The following is an 18,176-nucleotide window of genomic DNA, read 5'->3' on the forward strand; positions in this document are numbered from 1 at the left end:
CGATGGCGGCGCTCGCGCTCCCACGGCGCAGGGCGAAGTCGACGACCGGCGGCGGCGTCGGGCCCATCGGGCTCGGCGTCGCGTCGTTGTGGTTGAGCCTGATCGTCCTGCTGCCGCTCGCGGCGGTGCTGACGAAGGCCTTCAGCGACGGGCCGGGCGCGTTCATCGACGCCATCACCGCTCCCGCCGCGCTCGCGGCGCTGATCATCACCGTCGTGATCTCGGCGATCGTCGCCCTGATCAACGTCGTCACCGGCACGCTGATCGCGTGGGTGCTGGTGCGCGACGACTTCCGCGGCAAGAGCTTCGTCAACGCGATCATCGACCTGCCGTTCGCGCTGCCGACGATCGTGGCGAGCATCGTGCTGCTCAGCCTCTACGGGCCGCGCAGCCCGATCGGCCTGGATCTCTACGCCACCCGCCCGGCGCTGATCATCGCGCTGGCGTTCGTGACGCTGCCGTTCGTCGTGCGCTCGGTGCAGCCGGTGCTGATCGAGGTCGACCGCGAGGCCGAGGAGGCCGCCGCCTCGCTCGGCGCCGGCGGCTGGACGATCTTCCGCCAGATCATCCTGCCCGCGCTCTACCCGGCGCTGCTCGGCGGCGCCGGCCTGGCGTTCGCCCGCGCGGTCGGCGAGTTCGGGTCGGTCGTGCTGATCGGCGGCGGCATCCCGAAGCAGACCGAGGTCGCGTCGCAGTACATCGCCCAGCAGATCGAGATCGACCGCCCCGCGAGCGCCGCGGCGGTGTCGGTCGTGCTGCTGCTGATCTCGTTCGCCGTGCTCTTCTCGCTGCGGCTCCTGACGACGCGGAGGAACGTGACATGAAGTACGTCCTGCGCTACAGCGCGCTCGCATACCTCGGCGCGCTGGTCCTCGTCCCGCTGGCGATGATCTTCTACCGCACGTTCGAGCACGGCTTCGCCGCGTTCTGGGAGTCGGTCTCGACCCCGGCGAGCATCTCGGCGATCAGCCTGTCGTTGACGATCGTGGCGATCGTCGTGCCGCTCAACGTGGTCTTCGGCCTGGTGACGGCGCTGGCACTGGCGCGCGGGAACTTCCCCGGCAAGGGCCTGCTGCAGGCGGTCGTCGACCTGCCGTTCGCGGTCTCGCCGGTGATCGTCGGCGTCGCGCTGATCCTCTTCTGGGGCAACGACGGCTGGCTCGGGGGCGCGATCCCGGTGATCTTCTCGCTCCCCGGCATGGTGCTCGCGACGACCTTCGTGACGCTGCCCTTCGTCGTACGCGAGGTCGAGCCGGTGCTGCACGAGATCGGCACCGAGCAGGAGGAGGCCGCGGCCACGCTCGGCGCCTCGAAGTGGCAGACGTTCTGGCGGATCACGCTGCCCGCGATCCGCGTCGGCGTCGCCTACGGCGTCGTCCTGACGGTGGCGCGCTCGCTCGGCGAGTTCGGCGCGCTGACGGTGGTCGCCGGCGGCGTGGCCGGCGAGTCGCAGACGCTGACCCTGCTCGTGCACGCGCGCTACATCGACGATCACAACGCCTTCGGCGCCTACTCGGCCTCGACGGTCCTGATGTTCCTGGCGGTCCTGACCTTAATCTTGATGACCACGCTTCAGAGGAGGCGAGCATGATCACCGTGTCCAATGTGACGAAGCGCTTCGGTGACTTCGTCGCCCTCGACGACGTGTCGCTGGAGATCCCCGACGGGTCGCTGACGGCGCTGCTCGGCCCGTCGGGCTCGGGCAAGTCGACGCTGCTGCGGATCATCGGCGGGCTCGAGCACGCCGACACCGGGACGGTCACGATCCACGGCGACGACGTCACCAACCTCGCCCCGCAGAAGCGCGGCATCGGCTTCGTCTTCCAGCACTATGCCGCGTTCAAGCACATGACCGTGCAGGACAACGTCGCGTTCGGGCTGAAGATCCGCAAGACGCCGAAGGAGCGCGTGGATTCGCGCGTGGACGAGCTGCTGAAGATCGTCGGTCTCGCCGGCTTCGCCACGCGCTACCCGCAGCAGCTCTCCGGCGGCCAGCGGCAGCGCATGGCGCTGGCGCGGGCGCTCGCGGTGGAGCCGAAGGTGCTCTTGCTCGACGAGCCGTTCGGCGCATTGGACGCGAAGGTCCGCGCCGAGCTGCGCGAGTGGCTGCGCCGTCTGCACGACGAGGTCCACGTGACGACGCTCCTGGTCACCCACGACCAGGAGGAGGCGATGTCGATCGCCGACAACATCGCGGTCATGGACAACGCCCACATCGAGCAGGTCGGCGGGCCGCGCGAGCTCTACGACCGCCCCGCGAACCAGTTCGTCATGGGCTTCCTCGGGCCGGTCGCGCGCTTCGACCGCACGCTCGTGCGCCCGCACGACATCGCGATCGACGCCGACCCGGACAGCGGCGGCCGCGAGGCCCAGGTGCGCCGCGTGAGCTATCTCGGATTCGAGGTCCGCGTGGAGCTGGTCCTGCCCGAAGGCGAGCCGGTGTTCGCGCAGCTCACCCGCACCGAGGCCGAGGAGCTGGACCTCACCGCGGGCGACATCGTCTGGCTGCGGACCGCCGGAGGCACGGCGCTGGCGGCCTAGCGGATAGGTCAGGGTTTCTCCATAAAAGTCAGATAACCTTGCCGGCCATGGGGTTGTTTGACGGATCGAGCGTACGTATGTGCCTGCAGTGCCGCGGGCTGGGAAAGGTCATCGTCCACCACAGCAAGACGTACCGGGAGACGTCGCACTGCTACGTGTGCGACGGTGCCGGCCGCGTCAAGCTGATGAAGGACGGGCGGCCAGAGCCCGGCTTCGGCTGGGGCGTCGGGACGTCCGTCGCGCCCCCCGGGCGAGGCGAGTCGGCCAAGGTGGCTTAGCTCTTGCCGGGGACCGCGATCCCGGACTCGTAAGCCAGCACCACGGCCTGGACGCGGTCGCGGATCCCGAGCTTCATCAGCAGCCGTGCCACGTGGGTCTTGACGGTGGTCTCGGAGACGATGAGCTCCGCTGCGATCTCGGCGTTGGAGAGCCCGCGCGCGACGCAGCGAAAGACCTCCAGCTCGCGCGCGGTCAGCTCGCTCAGCCCAGGCGGCGGCGTGGGCGGCGTGGGGGAGGCGGCGGCGAACTCCTGGATCAGCCGGCGGGTGATCGACGGCGCGAGCAGCGCCTCGCCCTGCGCGACGACGCGGATTCCCGCGGCGAGCTGCTCCGGCGGCACGTCCTTGAGCAGGAAGCCGCTGGCGCCGGCGCGCAGTGCCTCGTAGACGTATTCGTTGAGGTCGAAGGTCGTGAGCATCAGGACCCGCACCTGGTGCTCGCCGGCCTCGGCGAGCAGGCGGCGCGTGGCCTCGATCCCGTCCAGCTCGGGCATGCGGATGTCCATCAGGACGACGTCGGGCTTCAGGCGGCGGACCTGCTCGACGGCGTCGAGCCCGTCGGTCGCCTCGCCCACCACCTCCAGGTCGTCCTCGGCGTCGAGGATCATCCGGAAGCCGGCGCGCACGAGCGCCTGGTCGTCGGCGATCAGGAGGCGGATGCTCAAGCTGGGCTCAGTTCTCTCATCGTCATGGGAAAGGTCGCGCGGACGCGCCAGCCGCCGCCGTCGGCGGGGCCGGTGTCGAGTTCGCCACCGTAGAGCTTCACGCGCTCACGCATGCCGACGAGGCCGTGGCCGGCGCCGTTCTTGGGTTGCGGCGTGCCGCCGTGGTCGCGGATCTCGAGCGTCAGCGCCTGCTCGTCCGACCAGTCGACGATCACGGTCGTGGGCGCTCGGCCGGCGTGCTTGAGCGCGTTGGTCAGGGCCTCCTGGACGATCCGGAACGCGGCGAGGTCGAGGCCGGCGGGCAGCTCGCGGCGCTCCCCGCGGAACTCCAGGACCGTGGGCAGCCCGGCCGCGCGGGCGTGACCGACGAGCTCACCGATCTCGGCCAGCTTCGGCTGCGGCGCGAGCGCCGGCGGCTGGTCGGTGCCGTTGAGCACGCCGAGCAGGTGGCGCATCTCACCGAGTGCCTCGCGGCCGGCGCGCTCGATGCGGGTGGCGGCCTCCAGCGCGCGGGCCGGATCGCGGTCCAGGATGCGCCGCGCGCCGCCGGCCTGCACGACCATCACGCTCATCGAGTGAGCGACGAGGTCGTGCATCTCGCGCGCGATCCGCCGCCGCTCCTCGGCCGCCGCCTCGCGCTGCGCGTCCTCGTTGGCCTCCGCGAGCCGCGCGGCGGTCTCGTGCAACTGCGCGCTGAGCCGCGTCCGCGAGCGCACGACGCGACCGGCGAGCCAGGCGAGAACGCCGATCAGCGGCGGAAAGAGGTAATCGCCGGCGGTGTGTTCGTCGAACGTGGCGACGATCGCCGGCATCGCCGCGACGATCAGCACCAGCGCCGCGTAGGCCTCGAGGCCGTCGCGGTAGGCCGCGGCGGCGTAGACGAGCGAGAGCGCGACGAGGAACGGTGCGAAGAGGTGATTGACGGGCGTCAGCGCGACCGACATCGTCAGCACCGCGGCGATCGTGACCGCGACGGCGGGGATCGGCGCGCGCCGCCGCCACGCGAGCGGCAGCGTGTAGCCGAGCGCGAGCACGACGTTCGCGAGCAGCGACCCCTCGCGATGCGGCGCGATCACGACCTCGACGACGCCGACCAGGGCGACCATGGCCGCCGCGGTCGCGTCGAAGAGATCCGCGCGGGAGAGGCGGCGCAAGAAGCGTGAGGAGAAGACGACGCGCGGTGTTGCCGTGCGCAGGCCGCGGAGTGCGCGGTCGCGGCGCTGGGACAGCTCGCAGGACGGTTCGGACGGCTCGTCGGCCTGCGGCACCGTGCCGCCGTCAAGCGGGAGCGTCGCGCGGACGACGTGGCCCCACGTCGTGCGGCGGGCGCCGGAGGAGAAGCGGCCGCCGTGGAGGGTGACCCGCTCGCGGATGCCGATCAGCTCGCGGCCCGCGGCGGCCGGCCCGTCGTCGCGGACGGTGATCTCCAGCGTGCCCGGCATGAAGCGCAGGCGGACCTCCGCCCGGCCCGCGCCGCCGACCTCCAGCGCCGCGGCCAGCGCGTCCTGCACGACGCGGTAGGCGGTGACGTCGATGCCCGCGGGCAGCTCGCGCTCCTCGCCCTCGACGTTGAGGGACACGGGGAGGCCCGCGGCGGCCGTCCGGCGCACGAGCGAGTGGACGTGCCGGAGCGACGGCTGCGGCGCGAGTGACCGCTCGCCATCCTCCTGACGTAGGACGCCAAGCAGGCGGCGGAGCTCGTCCAGCGCCTCGCGGCCGGCGCTCTCGATCGCGCTGAACGCCGCGCGGGCGAGCTCCGGCCGCGTCAACGCCAGGCGGCGCGCGCCGGTGGCCTGCACGGTCATCGCGCTCAGCGCGTGGGCGACGACGTCGTGCAGCTCACCCGCGATCCGCGTGCGCTCGTCCAGGACCGCGCGGCCGGCGGCGTCCTCGCTGTGGCGCTCGAGCAGCGCGGCCTTCTCGCGCAGCGCGCGGTTGAGCGCCGCGCGCGAGCGCAGCAGCCGGCCGACCACGATCGGCGCGACGAGCGAGATCGCGACGGTGAAGAGTCCGCCGGTGAGGGTCGCGTCATCGTCGTAGGGCAGCGTCCCGGCCAGGCACAGGGCGGTGCACGGGGCCAGCGCGAGCGTGACGGCGCGGCGCGAGCCGTGCGCGCCCAACCAGTAGGCCGCGACGAACGGGCTCGCGAACGGCAGGAACATCTCCTCGTAGTAGGTGGGCGAGAGCACCGGGAGCAGCGCGAGCGCGCCGAACGTCACCAGCGCGCCCGCGAGCGGCGCGCGGCGGCCGCCGACCAACGCCAGCGCGAGCGCACCCAGCAGCAGCGCGGCGAGCCCGCGGTACGGCGTGCCGGCGGGCACTGCGAAGGCGAGCTCGGCCCAGAACTCGAGCGCCAGCGCCACCCCGATCACGACCGGGAGGCGCGATCGAAGGCGGGCGAGCATCCGGGGAAGTCTGACGTGCGGCTACCCGTATGTCCTCGTCAAACGGGACGATCTCCGCGTCATCCCTGAGGATGACCCGCCGTCGTCCTCGTGCGGATCGACAATCCTCACTGGGGCCGACGACGCGAGACCTTCGGCCTGGGAGCTTTCTCGTCAATGACCGCTCTCGCCTTCCTCCCCGAAACTGAGCTCGCCGCCGTCTCCGCCACCGCCCTCACCCGGACGTACGGTGAAGGCGGCAGCGCGGTTCGCGCGCTGCGGGGCGTTTCGATCGAGGTGCCGCAGGGCCAGTTCGCCGCCGTCATGGGTCCGTCGGGTTCGGGCAAGTCCACGCTGATGCACCTGCTCGCGGGGCTCGACACGCCGGACGCCGGCGCCGTCCACATCGCCGGCGAGGACATCACCCGCATGTCCGACCGCGAGCTCACCCGCCTGCGCCGCAAGCACATCGGCTTCGTCTTTCAGTCCTTCAACCTGCTCCCGACGCTCTCCGCGGAGGAGAACGTGCTGCTGCCGCTGGCGATCGCCGGCCGCAAGCCCGAGCGTGACGTCGTCGACGAGCTGATGGAGAAGATGGGGCTCGCCGAGCGCCGCGACCACAAGCCCGCGCAGCTGTCCGGCGGCCAGCAGCAGCGCGTCGCCGTCGCCCGCGCGCTGATCTGCACCCCGACCGTGCTCTTCGCCGACGAGCCGACCGGCAACCTGGACTCCGCGGCGGGCGCGGGTGTGCTCGAGCTGCTGCGCAGCGCGTCCGACGTCGACGGCCAGACCACCGTCATGGTCACGCACGACGCCCGCGCCGCCGCGACCGCCGACCGCGTCCTGTTCCTCGCCGACGGCCGCGTCGTGGCCGATCTCTCCGGCCCGACCGAGGAGCAGATCCTCGACGCGATGAAAGATGCCGCGCGCGCATGATCCGCGTCGCACTGAAGGGACTGGCCGCTCGCCCGGTGCGAACGGCGCTGACCACGCTCGCCATCGTCGTGGGCGTCGCGTTCGTCTGCGCGGCCTACACGCTGACCGACACGATGAGCGGCGCGGCGGATTCGCTCACCCACGCCGCCTACGACGGCACCGACGCTGTCGTGGTCACCAAGACCGCCTTCCGGGGGTCCCAGACCGCCGACGTGCGCGCGCAGGCGCCGACGATCTCCGCCGGCGCACTGGAGCAGGTTCGCCACGCGCAGGGCGTCGCCCTCGCGGTCGGTGACATCACCGACACCGCCCAGATCATCGGGACCGACGGCAAGCCCGTGGGCACCGGGCCGTACTTCGGCGTCGGGTTCGACGCCAAGACCCCGGGGGCGGAGCGGTTGACGCCGTTCCGCCTGTACGACGGCGCGTGGGCGACCGGGCCCGGCCAGGTCGTGATCGATCGCGCGACCGCGTCGTCGGAGCACTATGCGGTCGGCGACCGCATCAAGGTCGCGGCCCGCGGCGACGCGGAGACGGTGACCGTCACCGGCATCGCGAACTTCGCCGACGTCAAGTCGCTCGGCAAGGCGAGCGCGGCGATCTTCGACCTCGAGACCGCGCGGACGCTGTTCGTCAAGGACGGCTACGACCGCATCCTCGTCGGTGCGCACAAGCGCTCGGACATCCGCGCGTCGATCCACGCCGCCGTTCCGACCGCGGAGCTCCGCAGCGCGGCCGACGACGACCGCTTCACCTTCGACTCGCTCGAGCTGTTCGTGGACATCATCCGGACGGTGCTGCTGGCGTTCGCGGGTGTGGCCGTGCTGGTCGGAGCGTTCACGATCTTCAACTCGCTCTCGATCACCGTCGCGCAGCGCACGAAGGAGTTCGGGCTGCTGCGGATGGTCGGCGCGACCCGTCGCCAGGTGCGCTTCGGCGTGTTGCTGGAAGCGCTGCTCGTGGGCCTGCTCGCTTCAGCTTTGGGGATCGGCGTGGGCCTCGGGCTCGCCGCCGGCCTGAACCAGATCTTCGTCGCGCTCGGCATGGACCTGCCCGCGGAAGGCCTCGAGCTCGCGACGCGCACGATCGTCGTGTCGTTGCTCGTGGGCACGCTCACGACGATCCTCGCCGCCGCCATTCCCGCACGGCGCGCCACGCGGATCGCCCCGGTCGCCGCGCTGCGCGACAGCACGGCGCCCGTCCGGGTCCGCCTCTTCGCCCGCGCCGTGCGCGGCGTGGCGGGCGTCGTGGGTCGTCCCGCCGCCGGTCTCGGCGGGGCGGCCGGCCGGCTCGCCCGCGACAACGCCATGCGCAACCCCGGCCGCACCGCCGTCACCGCCAGTGCGCTGATGATCGGCGTCGCGCTCGTGACCGCGGTCACCATCGTCGCCCAGGGCCTGCAGGACCAGGGCCGCGGCCAGCTCGCGGACACGGTCCAGGCCCGCTCGATCGTCACCGCGTCCGACGGCTGGTCGCCGATCGATCCCAAGGTCGAGCAGGCCGTCAAAGCGGCGCCCGGTGTGGAAAGTGTCAGCTCGCTGCGCCAGGACGGCGCACTCGTGTTCGGCAAACAGGAAGGCATCAACGCCGTCGATCCGGCATCGATCGCACGGCTGTTCAACTACGACTGGAAGGAGGGAGGCCCAGAGGCACTCTCAACTCTCGGAGGTGACGGGGCGATCGTGAACGACGGCTTCGCCAAGGAGCATGGCCTCGGCGTCGGCTCGTCGTTCGCGATCACCTCTATGCGCGGGAAGCAGCTGCAGCTGACCGTGCGCGCGATCGAGCAGTCCCCGGCGTTCGACGTGCTCAGCCTCGGGCCGATCACGATCTCGCACGCCGCGTACGACACGGCGTTCGACCAGCAGCGCAACCGCCTCACGTTCGTCGACGGGCCGCCGGATGCGGTCGCCAAGGCGCTCGCGGCCTTCCCGAACGCCAAGGTCGAGGGCAAGGACGCCTTCATCGACTCCCAGACCGCGTGGATCGGGCAGATCCTGGCGGTGCTGTGGGTGCTGCTGGCGCTCGCCGTGATCGTCTCGCTGTTCGGCATCGTCAACACCCTCGTGCTGTCGACGTTCGAGCGCACGCGGGAACTCGGCACCCTGCGCGCGCTGGGCTTCAGCCGCCGCCAGGTGCGCCGGATGGTGCGCCACGAGAGCGTCATCACGGCCCTGATCGGCGCGGTGCTCGGGATCGCCGCGGGCCTCGTGCTCGCCGCCGGCGTCGTGGCCTGGCTCGGCCAGTACGGCCTCAGCTACGCGGTCCCCGCCCCGAGCCTCGTCGCCGTGGCGATCATCGCCGCCCTCGCGGGTGTGATCGCTGCCGCCCTACCCGCCCGCCGGGCCGCACGGATCGACATCCTCAAGGCCCTGGCCTACGAATGACAACTTAAACCCCACCTAAGGGGTCTGGCCCCATATCTCGCGCTTAGGTTTCAAACGGCCCGTGTAGAGCCGTTTCGACCTAAAGGCAACCTAAGGGGTCTGACCCCTTAGGGGCCCTTTAGGCGCTGCGGGTGCGGGCGCCGTCGAGCGTGGAGCGGACGGCGCGGAGGAGGTCGTCGCCGTCGAAGGGCTTCGCCAGGAACGCGGTGGCCGGGTCGTCGGAGCCGGCGATCGTCGTGTCTCCCGTGTAGCCGGAGACGAAGACCACGGGTAGGTCGGGGCGGCGCTCGCGGGCGGCCACGGCCAGCTCGACGCCGCTCATCCCCGGCATCACGACGTCGGTGACGAGCACGTCGGCGGCGTCCAGGCGTTCCAGCGCCACCGCGCCGGACTCGACCGACACCACCTGATAGCCGGCGGCGTAGAGCAGCCGGCCCGTCAGCACCCGCACGGCGTCGGCGTCCTCGACCACCAGCACGGTTTCGCCGCTCCCGCGCGGGGCGGAGGACGAAGGCTCGTCGTCGCTCGCCCGCCGCACCGCGGGCAGCAGCACGGTGACGGTCGTCCCCTCGCCCGGCTCGGACGCGAGCTCGATCCGCCCGCGGGCGTTGGTGACGATGCCGTAGACCGTCGCGAGCCCGAGCCCGACGCCGTGGCCGGAGACCGCCTTGGTCGTGAAGAACGGCTCGAAGGCGTGGGCGGTCACCTCGCGCGCCATCCCGCGGCCCGTGTCCTGCACGGTCAGCCGAACCGCGCGCGAGGACGGGCTGGTCTGGTCGCGCATGACGGCGTTCTCGGCCTTGATGATCAACTGCCCGCCGTCGGGCATGGCCTCGCGGGAGTTCAGCGACAGGCTCATCAGCACCTGTTCGAGCTGGCTGCGGTCGGCCTCGACGTCCCACAGCCGGTCGTCGCACTCGACGGTGAGGTCGATCTCGTCGCCCAGCGTGCGCTGCAGCAGCAACTCGACGCCCTCGATCACCCGCCGCAGGGAGAGCACCTCGGGCGTCCCGGACTGGCGACGGCTGAAGAGCAGCAGCCGCCGCGTCAGCTCGCTCGCGCGCCGCGACGCGGTGATGATCTGGTCCATGTCACCCGCGGGGCGCGAGCCGTCGGTGAGCTCCTTGCGGACGAACTGCGCGTAGTTGGCGATCACCGCGAGCAGGTTGTTGAAGTCGTGCGCGACGCCACCCGCGAGCTGCCCGACCGCCTCTAGGCGCTGCGCTTCCCGCAGGCGCGCCTCCAGGCGGCTGTGGTGGGTGATGTCGGTGGCGACGCCGCCGATGCCGTAGAGGTCGCCCGTGTCGTCGTCGATCAGCGGGAACTTGACCGAGAGGAACGTCCGGGTCGTGTCGCCGTGGCGGACCTCCTCCTGCAGCTCGATCGGCCGCCGGTCGGACATCACGCGCAGGTCGTCGACGCGCATGCGCTCGGAGATGTCCGGCGGCAGCACGTCGCGGTCCAGCCGGCCGACGAGCTCCACCGCCGGGCGGCCGTGGAGCATCTCGAACGCGCGGTTGACGAGCAGGTAGCGCCCGTCGGGGTCCTTGAGGAAGATCGCTGCCGGCGTGTTGTCGAGCACCGCGCGCAGCGCCCGCGGGTCGGCGTGGCGCAGGACGACCAGCTCGTAGTCGCCCATCGGGTGCGTCGTCACGTCGAGGCCGGCGGGGAGCTCGCCGAGCGGCTCACCCACCGGGTCGCGACCGAGGATCGCCCGTGCCCGTTCGTTCGCGAACACGGCAACGCCAGAGGCATCCGTCCCCACCATGGCGTCGGGAGCAGCCTCGAGCAAGTCCTCGAACTTCGGGGGGCCGATGGGCATCTGTGCCAGTTGCGGCCCTAGTGTAGGCGGGGAATCACGCCCTGAGACGACGGGCTTCCCGGACACGCTCGACCTGTTCCAGCACGACCTTGCGCATTCGTACGGAATGCGGCGTGACTTCGACGCACTCGTCCTCGCGGACGAACTCCAGCGCCTGGTCGAGCGAGAGCTTGCGGGCGGGGACCAACCGGATCAGGACGTCGGACGTCGAGGAGCGCACGTTGGTGAGGTGCTTCTCCTTGATGGCGTTGACGTCGAGGTCCTCCTGGCGCGCGTTCTCGCCGACGATCATGCCCTCGTAGACGTCCTCGCCGGGTTCGACGAACAGCGACCCGCGCTCCTGCAGGTTGAACAGCGCGAAGCTCGCGGTCTTGCCGGTGCGGTCGGCGACCAGCGAGCCCGTCGGGCGCAGGCGCATGTCGCCCGCCCACGGCTCCCACGCCTCGAAGACGTGGTGCAGCAGGCCCGTGCCGCGCGTGTCGGTGAGGAACTCGGTGCGGAAGCCGATCAGCCCGCGCGCGGGGACGAGGTAGTCCATCCGGACCCAGCCGGTGCCGTGGTTGATCATCTGCTCCATGCGGCCCTTGCGCAGGGCGAGCATCTGCGTGATCACGCCCACGTACTCCTCGGGCACGTCGATCGTCATGCGCTCGACGGGCTCGTGGCGCTTGCCGTCGATGTCGCGGATGACGACCTGCGGCTTGCCGACGGTGAGCTCGAAGCCCTCGCGGCGCATGATCTCGACCAGGATCGCCAGCTGCAGCTCGCCGCGGCCCTGGACCTCCCAGACATCCGGGCGTTCGGTGTCGAGCACGCGGATGGAGACGTTGCCGATCGTCTCGGCGGTGAGCCGGTCCTGGATCTGGCGGGCGGTGAGCTTGGTGCCGTCCTTGCCGGCCAGCGGGGAGAGGTTGATGCCGATGGTGACGCTGATCGACGGCTCGTCGACCGTGATGACCGGCAGCGGCCTCGGGTCGGTGAGGTCGGCCAGCGTCTCGCCGATGGTGATGTCGGCCATGCCGGCGACGGCGATGATCTCGCCCGGACCGGCTTCGGCGGCGTCGACGCGATCCAGCGCCTCGGTGATGTAGAGCTCGGAGATGCGCGACGAGGTGATCGTCCCGTCGGCCTTGCACCAGGCGACCTGGGAGCCCTTCTTGATCGTGCCGTTGCGGACGCGGCAGATCGCGAGGCGGCCGACGTACGCCGAGGCGTCGAGGTTCGTGACGTGGGCCTGCAGCGGGTGGCCCTCTTCGTACTCCGGCGCCGGGATCGTGTCCAGCAGCGTGTCCATCAGCGGCTTCAGGCTCGTCCCGGGATCGGTCGTGACGAGCGAGGCGCAACCGGCCTTGGCGTTCGTGTAGACGATCGGGAACTCGATCTGGCTCTCGGACGCGCCGAGGTCGATGAACAGCTCGTAGACCTCGTCGACGACCTCGGAGATGCGGGCGTCGGGGCGGTCGACCTTGTTGACCACGAGGATCACCGGCAGCTTGTCCTCGAGCGCCTTGCGCAGGACGAAGCGGGTCTGCGGCAGCGGGCCCTCGGAGGCGTCGACGAGCAACAGCACGCCGTCGACCATCTTCAGCCCGCGCTCGACCTCGCCGCCGAAGTCGGCGTGGCCAGGCGTGTCGATGATGTTGAGCTTCACGCCCTCGTAACGGACCGCCGTGTTCTTGGCGAGGATCGTGATGCCCTTCTCGCGCTCGAGATCCATCGAGTCCATCACGCGGTCGTTGACGTCCTGGTTGTCGCGGAAGGCGCCGGACTGCCAGAGCATGGCGTCCACCAGGGTGGTCTTGCCGTGATCGACGTGGGCGATGATCGCGACGTTTCTGAGGTCTGAGCGGAGAGCCATGAGCGGCGAAGGAAGATAGAAGAGTCACGAGTATGCGCTGTGCGTATACGTCGTGTGTATAGTTGGTCTTCATGGGCATCGGATCGACCTTCCTGGGGCTGCTCGAGGGCGGCCCGCGCCACGGCTACGACCTCAAGCGGGCCTACGACGAGCGGTTCGGGGCGGACCGTCCTTTGAGCTACGGGCAGGTGTACGCGACGCTCGCCCGGCTGTTGAAGAACGGGCTGGTGGAGGTCGACGGGGTCGAGCCGGGGGCCGGGCCGGAGCGCAAGCGCTACGCGATCACGGACGCCGGCGTGACCGACGTCGAGCAGTGGCTGAGCGAGCCTGAGAAGCCCGAGCCGTACCTGCAGAGCGTGCTCTATTCGAAGGTCGTATTGGCGCTGCTGACGGGGCGCAGCGCCACGGAGTTGCTCGACGCGCAGAGTTCTGAGCACCTGCGATTGATGCGCGAGTTGACGGCGCGCAAGCGCGGTGGGGACATCGCGGATCAGCTGATCTGCGACCACGCGCTCTTTCACCTGGAGGCCGATCTGCGCTGGCTGGAGCTGACCGCGGCGCGGCTGGACGCGCTGGCGGGGGAGGTGGCGGCATGAGCCTGTTGAGCGCGCGGGGATTGTCGAAGACCTATGGCGCGACGCCGGCGCTCGTGGGCGCGGAGTTCTCGATCGACGCCGGCGAGGTCGTCGCCGTGATGGGCCCGAGCGGGTCGGGCAAGTCGACGCTGCTGCACGTGGTGGCGGGGATCGTGCCGCCCGACGCCGGCACCGTGATGTACGACGGACGCGAGCTGTCGGCGATGTCCGACGTCGAGCGGTCGGCGCTGCGGCGCTCCGAGTTCGGGTTCGTGTTCCAGTTCGGGCAGCTGGTGCCTGAGCTGTCCTGTCGCGAGAACGTCGCGCTGCCGCTGCGGCTCGACGGGGTGTCGCGGCGCTCGGCGGAGGCGCGGGCGGACGAGTTGCTGGCGTCTTTGGAGGTGTCGGGCGTGGCCGGGCAGCGGCCCGGGACGGTGTCCGGCGGCGAGGGCCAGCGGGTGGCGGTGGCGCGGGCGCTGGCGACCGACCCGCGGGTGCTGTTCGCCGACGAGCCGACGGGCGCGCTGGACTCGTTGAACGGCGAGCGGGTGATGGATCTGCTGACGGGCGCCGCGCGAGAGCGCGGAACCGCCGTCGTCCTCGTCACCCATGAGGCGCGCGTGGCCGCGTACTCGGATCGCGAGATCGTCGTCCGCGACGGGCGCACGCTCGGCGTCGAGCGCGTCTCGTCATGAGGGACCTCGCCCTCGGCGCCCGCCTGACCCTCGCGGGCGGGCGAACGGGCCTGCTGCGCACCGCGATCACCGCACTTGGCGTCGCGCTGGGCGTCGCCGTCCTGCTCGTCGCCGCCTCGATCCCCTCGATCCACGACGGCCGCCAGGCCCGCGGGGCGGCGCGAAGTGATGTGGGGTACGACGCGGCCACGGACGCGGGGCTGGGCGGTGGCGCTGCGGCGGGCGGTGGCGCTGCGGCGGGCGGTGGCGCTGCGGCGGGCGGTGGCGCTGCGGTGGGCGGCGGCGTGGCGGGCGGCGCGACCGGCTCCGCCGGCTCCGGGGTGCTTGTCGCCGAGGCCAATACGCGGTTCCGCTCGCGCGACATTCGCGGGCGGCTGCTTCAGGGCGACGGAGACCGTCCGCCCGTCCCGCCCGGGCTCTCGCGGCTGCCGCGCGTGGGCGAGGTGTTCGTCTCGCCCGCACTGCGCGACCTGCTCGCCACCCCCGACGGGCGGCGGCTGCTCGCGCCGCGCATCCCCGGGCGGGTCGTCGGCGAGATCGCGGACGTCGGGTTGATCGGGCCGACGGACCTCGCGTACTACGCGGGCGCGAGTGACCTGGTCGCGGGCGGCAGCGTGCGCCGGCTCACCCACTTCGGCGCGGCCGCCCCGAGCCAAGGGCTCGATCCGATCCTCACGCTGCTCGTGGTGATCGTGCTGGTCGCGCTGCTGCTGCCCGTCGCGGTGCTCGTCGGCGCCGCGGTGCGGACCGGCGGGGAGGACCGCGATCGGCGGCTCGCCGCGCTGCGGCTGATCGGCGCCGATCAGCACATGGCGCGCCGGATCGCCGCGGGCGAGGCGCTCATCAGTGCGGTCGCGGGGCTGCTTCTCGGCGCGCTGGCGTTCCTCGTCCTGCGCGCGTTCGCGGATCGGATCTCGATCTGGGACACGAGCGTCTACACGACCGATGTCCACCCGAGCCTGCTGCTCGGCGCGACGGTCGTCGTCGGCGTCCCGGCCGCGGCGGTGCTCGTCTCGCTGCTCGCGCTGCGGCGGGTGGTGGCGGAGCCGCTCGGTGTGGTCCGGCGCGCGGAATCGACCCGCCGCCGGCGGCTGTGGTGGCGGTTGCTGCTGCCCGCGCTCGGCCTGGTCGCGCTCGTGCCCGCGGCCCGCAACGGCGACGCCGGGATCAGCGAGCTGCGCGTCGGGATCGGCGTGATCGCGCTGCTCGTGGGCGTCGCCGCGCTGCTGCCGTGGGTGGTCGAGCGCGCCGTCGGCCGGCTCGGCGCGGGCAAGGTCGCGTGGCAGCTCGCCGTCCGCCGCCTGCAGCTCGACCCCGGCGGCCCGGCCCGCGCGGTGAGCGGGATCACGGTCGCGGTCGCGGGCGCGATCGCGCTGCAGATGGTGTTCACCGGCATCCAGGAGGACTACAAGAAGGACACGGGCGCCGACCTCTCGCGGGCGACGCTGTACGCCGAGTTCGGTGCCGCGAAGCCGGGCGCGGCGACGGGCGGCGGCGCCGCCCAGGGCGCCGCGGTCACGCCCCGCGCCCCGGTCACCGCGGCGACGCTCATCGACACGTTGCGCGGCGCGGAAGGCGTCCGCTCGGTCCAAGCGCTCTCGCAGTACGACCTCGGCCGCGACCCACAGATGCCCGACTCGCGCCTCACCGTCGCCCCGTGCGCGACGCTGCGCGAGGTGGCCGGCATCACGACCTGCCACGACGGCGACGTGTTCTTCGCCAACGAGCCGCCGCGCACGCAGCTCGAGTTCGGCGCGCAGACGTGGACGCTCCCCAGGCCCGGGAAGCAGGTCCCGACCCGCGCCGACCCGACCGGCCTCGAGCGCGGCGGCGTCTTCGCCACCCCGGGCGCGGTCAGCGGCGCCAAGCTCCCCAGCGCCTACGTCGTCGCCTTCGTCCGCACCGCACCCGCTGACGCGGACGCCGACGAGAACGTCCGCAACGCCGCCGCCACCCTCAACCCGCAGATCGCCGTGAGAGAGCTGCACCGCACCCGCACCGACGGTCAGTTCGACCAGTTGCGGCGGGCGATGCTGATCGGCGCGTCGATCGTCGTCGGCCTGATCGGCCTCAGCCTCCTGCTGACCGCGCTCGAGGAGCTGCGCGAGCGGCGGCGCCTACTCGCCGTACTGGTCGCTTTCGGGACACGCCGCAGCACCCTCAGTTGGTCCGTCTTGTGGCAGTCGGCGGTGCCGATCGGGCTGGGGATCACGATGGCGGTGGCGACCGGGATCGCGCTCGGCTCCGTGCTCCTGCGGATCTTCGGGTCGGTGATCAAGGTCTCCTGGAGCGACGTCGCGGCGATGGCCGGCGCCGGCGTGATCGTGGTCCTGCTCGTGACCGCGGCCAGTCTTCCTGTTTTGTGGCGCACTATGCGACCGGAGGGTCTGCGGACGGAGTAGGGTCCCGCGCCAGTCAGTCGCACGTCATGGGAGAGGGTCTATGAAGCGTGTCCTCCTGCTCGTCGCAGTCGTCCTGTCGTTCTCCGCCGCACCCGCGCTCGCGGCGCCGTCCCCAGGAGCCGCCGGTCTCGGCGACCGGCTCTTCCCACAACTCGGAAACGGGGGCTACGACGTCCAGCACTACGACCTCGACCTCCGGTACGCGACGAGCGCGCCGACCCAATCGATTGACGGCACGGTCACGATCCTGGCCAAGGCCACGCAGGACCTGAGCCGCTTCGACCTCGACTGGGCCGGGCAGAGCATCGGCCGCGTGTCCGTCAACGGCCTGCCCGCCAAGTTCGTCCAGGACGGCCAGGACATCGTCATCACGCCGAAGGTGCCGCTGCGCAACGGCGCGCTGTTCCTCGTGACGGTGTCGCACTTCGTCGCCGCGCCGACGCTCGCGAACTCCGACGACTTCTCGACGACCGCGTTCTTCTTCCACCCGCAGGGCTCCGCGACCGCGCCGCAGCCCAACTGGGCACACCTGTTCCTGCCGTCCAACGACCACCCGCGCGACAAGGCGAGCTGGGACATCCGCTTCGACGTGCCCGCCGGCCAGACCGCCGTGTCCAACGGCGTCAAGCTCCTGCAGTGGACGGACCGCGGGCGCACCCACGTCGTCTACGTCCAGCGTCAGCCGATGGCGACCGAGCTCCTGCAGCTCGCCGTCGGCCAGTACGACGTCACCAATGTCGGCTTCCACTCCGGCGTGTACCTGCGCGACGTGACGTCGAAGAACATCACGGGCGAGATCCAGCCGCTGCTCGGCGTCACCCCGTCGCAGATCGACTACATGCAGGCGGCGGTCGGCAAGTACCCGTTCGACCTCTACGGCTCGCTCGTGGTCGAGGCCGACCTCGGCTTCGCGCTGGAGACGCAGACGCTGGAGCTGATGGACACCAGCTGGTTCCACGACTTCACCCAGGACACCTGGGACCCGACGCTGCTGCACGAGATGTCGCACATGTGGTTCGGCGACAGCGTGTCCCCGTACTCGTGGAGCGACCTGTGGCTCAACGAGGGCCACGCCAGCTGGTACGAGTTCCTCTACGCCGAGAGCAAGGGCTTCCTCGAAGGCGACACCGAGTTCTATCCCGACCCCACCGGCTACGCCGACTTCGACGACCTGATGAAGGCCGTCTACGCCCACGGTGACGAGTGGCGCGCCGAGTCCGGCCCGGTTGCGCTGCCCACCAGCGAGGACACGCTGTTCGACCTGCAGCGCTACCACGGCGGCGCGCTCGTGCTCTACGCCCTGCGCCAGAAGATCGGCGACGCGGCGTTCCAGCGCATCGAGCGCGCGTACGTGGACCGCTTCAAGGATCAGTCGGTCTCCACCGACCAGTACATCGCGCTCGCCGCGCAGGTCTCCGGCCGCGCGGATGTCGTCCCCTTCCTGCGCGACTGGCTCTACGGCACCAAGACGCCGAAGATGCCGGGCCACCCGGACTGGACCGTCAATCCGGTCGGGCAGGCGAAGACGCCGCAGTCGCTGTCCGCGCCGGACGCGCGCGCCAAGCAGAAGCGCCGCTGACACCCGCTTCATGCCCACGGCAGGTACTCTTCCTGCCGTGGGCATGAGCGTCAC

The 18,176-nt window shown here is 71.5% G+C and carries 14 protein-coding genes; 10 read left to right on the forward strand and 4 right to left on the reverse strand.

Annotated elements, in window-relative coordinates; genetic code table 11:
* The first annotated feature begins 2 nt into the window (after positions 1-2).
* The 4 genes from cysT to OM076_RS19225 are packed head-to-tail and all read left to right on the forward strand — an operon-like array spanning position 3 to position 2,819.
* Positions 3-824 (forward strand): sulfate ABC transporter permease subunit CysT, encoded by an 822-nt coding sequence (gene cysT / locus OM076_RS19210; protein WP_270041666.1) that lies wholly within the window; start codon positions 3-5, stop codon positions 822-824.
* Positions 821-1,591 carry a sulfate ABC transporter permease gene (locus OM076_RS19215; RefSeq protein WP_270041667.1) on the forward strand — a complete coding sequence of 257 codons (771 nt, stop codon included), beginning with the start codon at positions 821-823 and terminating at the stop codon, positions 1,589-1,591. The genes cysT and OM076_RS19215 overlap by 4 nt, the downstream gene beginning before the upstream one ends.
* Complete coding sequence (locus tag OM076_RS19220; RefSeq protein WP_270041668.1) at positions 1,588-2,541, forward strand: sulfate/molybdate ABC transporter ATP-binding protein; 954 nt, start codon at positions 1,588-1,590, stop codon at positions 2,539-2,541. The genes OM076_RS19215 and OM076_RS19220 overlap by 4 nt, the downstream gene beginning before the upstream one ends.
* 47 nt (positions 2,542-2,588) lie before the next feature.
* Positions 2,589-2,819 carry a hypothetical protein gene (locus OM076_RS19225; protein ID WP_270041669.1) on the forward strand — a complete coding sequence of 77 codons (231 nt, stop codon included), beginning with the start codon at positions 2,589-2,591 and terminating at the stop codon, positions 2,817-2,819.
* On the opposite strand, the gene OM076_RS19230 is transcribed toward OM076_RS19225, so the two are convergent.
* Entirely contained in the window at positions 2,816-3,484 is a 669-nt protein-coding gene (locus OM076_RS19230) for a response regulator (RefSeq protein WP_270041670.1), read from the reverse strand. The genes OM076_RS19225 and OM076_RS19230 overlap by 4 nt on opposite strands.
* On the reverse strand, positions 3,481-5,889 hold the full coding sequence (locus tag OM076_RS19235) for a sensor histidine kinase (RefSeq protein WP_270041671.1): 2,409 nt from the start codon (positions 5,887-5,889) through the stop codon (positions 3,481-3,483). The genes OM076_RS19230 and OM076_RS19235 overlap by 4 nt, the downstream gene beginning before the upstream one ends.
* Positions 5,890-6,045: 156 nt before the next feature.
* Between OM076_RS19235 and OM076_RS19240 the strand changes: the two genes are divergently transcribed.
* The gene (locus OM076_RS19240; RefSeq protein ID WP_270041672.1) at positions 6,046-6,804 is read left to right on the forward strand and encodes an ABC transporter ATP-binding protein; all 759 of its coding nucleotides are present in this window, start codon (positions 6,046-6,048) and stop codon (positions 6,802-6,804) included.
* Positions 6,801-9,191 carry an FtsX-like permease family protein gene (locus OM076_RS19245; RefSeq protein WP_270041673.1) on the forward strand — a complete coding sequence of 797 codons (2,391 nt, stop codon included), beginning with the start codon at positions 6,801-6,803 and terminating at the stop codon, positions 9,189-9,191. The genes OM076_RS19240 and OM076_RS19245 overlap by 4 nt, the downstream gene beginning before the upstream one ends.
* Positions 9,192-9,309: 118 nt before the next feature.
* Here OM076_RS19245 and OM076_RS19250 read toward each other — a convergent pair whose 3' ends face one another.
* Entirely contained in the window at positions 9,310-11,013 is a 1,704-nt protein-coding gene (locus OM076_RS19250) for a PAS domain-containing protein (RefSeq protein ID WP_270041674.1), read from the reverse strand.
* A 34-nt stretch (positions 11,014-11,047) separates the two neighbouring features.
* On the reverse strand, positions 11,048-12,871 hold the full coding sequence (gene typA / locus OM076_RS19255; protein WP_270041675.1) for a translational GTPase TypA: 1,824 nt from the start codon (positions 12,869-12,871) through the stop codon (positions 11,048-11,050).
* Positions 12,872-12,942: 71 nt separating this feature from the next.
* Between typA and OM076_RS19260 the strand changes: the two genes are divergently transcribed.
* The 4 genes from OM076_RS19260 to OM076_RS19275 are packed head-to-tail and all read left to right on the forward strand — an operon-like array spanning position 12,943 to position 18,122.
* Entirely contained in the window at positions 12,943-13,467 is a 525-nt protein-coding gene (locus OM076_RS19260) for a PadR family transcriptional regulator (protein WP_270041676.1), read from the forward strand.
* Positions 13,464-14,141 (forward strand): ABC transporter ATP-binding protein, encoded by a 678-nt coding sequence (locus tag OM076_RS19265; RefSeq protein WP_270041677.1) that lies wholly within the window; start codon positions 13,464-13,466, stop codon positions 14,139-14,141. Before OM076_RS19260 ends, OM076_RS19265 begins: the two co-directional genes overlap by 4 nt.
* On the forward strand, positions 14,138-16,543 hold the full coding sequence (locus tag OM076_RS19270; protein ID WP_270041678.1) for an FtsX-like permease family protein: 2,406 nt from the start codon (positions 14,138-14,140) through the stop codon (positions 16,541-16,543). Before OM076_RS19265 ends, OM076_RS19270 begins: the two co-directional genes overlap by 4 nt.
* Before the next feature lie 40 nt (positions 16,544-16,583).
* Entirely contained in the window at positions 16,584-18,122 is a 1,539-nt protein-coding gene (locus OM076_RS19275) for a M1 family metallopeptidase (RefSeq protein ID WP_270041679.1), read from the forward strand.
* Positions 18,123-18,176 lie beyond the last annotated feature (54 nt).

The sequence above is a fragment of the Solirubrobacter ginsenosidimutans genome, from assembly GCF_027587205.1.